Here is an 871-nt window from a genome sequence, read left to right on the forward strand (position 1 = left end):
ACCGCGCTGCCCGCGGCGAACGCGGCGAGCAGCGGGCCCGCGAGCGCCGTGCTGCCCGCGCGCTCGGCCAGCGCCGCGACGGCGACCTCGACGGATCCGAGCACAGCGCCCACCCCGAGCAGCGTCACGAGCAGGGGGATCACGAGCGGCTGGCGGAGCGGATCCGCGGACCGGCGCCGCCGCGCCGGGGTCGCCGGAGTCGCCGGGGCCGCCGTCGCGGGAGCCTGCGCGCCCTGCGCCCGGGACAGGGGCGACGACGTCATGCCGAGCGTGCCCAGCACGCTCGCGGCCGCCGAGGCGAGCACGGCGACCTCGGGATCCGCGACCGCCACGAGCGCCGCCACGACGAGCGGCCCGACCGTGAAGACGACCTCCTCCCCCACGGCGTCGAGGCTGTAGGCGCGCGTCCGCATGCGCGCGTCGGGCACGAGCGCCGCCCACACGACGCGCATGGCGGCACCGAGCGGCGGCATCGCGAGTCCGGCGAGCGCCGCGGCCGCGACGACGACCCCGACGGGCGCGCCGATCCGCACCACGGCGAGCACGCCGACGAGGCCGATGGCGTGGGCGAGCGCGAGCGCCACCAGCACGGGACGTTGCCCCCGCGCGTCCACGAGGCGTGCCCGCACGGGCGACGCGAGCACGTTGGCGAGGCCGAACGCGCCGGTCGCGAGGCCGGCGGCGGCGAAGGACCCGGTGCGCGCCTGCACGAGGAGCAGCAGCGCGAGCGCGACCATCGCGAAGGAGAGCCGGCCGAGCATCGCCGGGAGGAACGCGCGGAGCGCGCCGGGCAGCGCCAGCACGGCGAGGTAGCCGGTGCGGGCGGGAGGCGGGGTGCGGGTCGCGGTCACGCGGGCGTCGGATCCGCGGC

At 79.6% G+C, this 871-nt stretch carries 1 protein-coding gene; it reads right to left on the reverse strand.

From position 1 onward, the window contains the following. Nucleotides 1-851, reverse strand: an 851-nt coding sequence (locus DZG00_RS15920) for an MFS transporter (RefSeq protein ID WP_147360086.1), incomplete at its 3' end; no start/stop codon positions are given. Between the last annotated feature and the right edge of the window lie 20 nt (nucleotides 852-871).

The sequence above is a fragment of the Clavibacter lycopersici genome, from assembly GCF_003576405.1.
GTDB classification, from domain to species: domain Bacteria; phylum Actinomycetota; class Actinomycetes; order Actinomycetales; family Microbacteriaceae; genus Clavibacter; species Clavibacter lycopersici.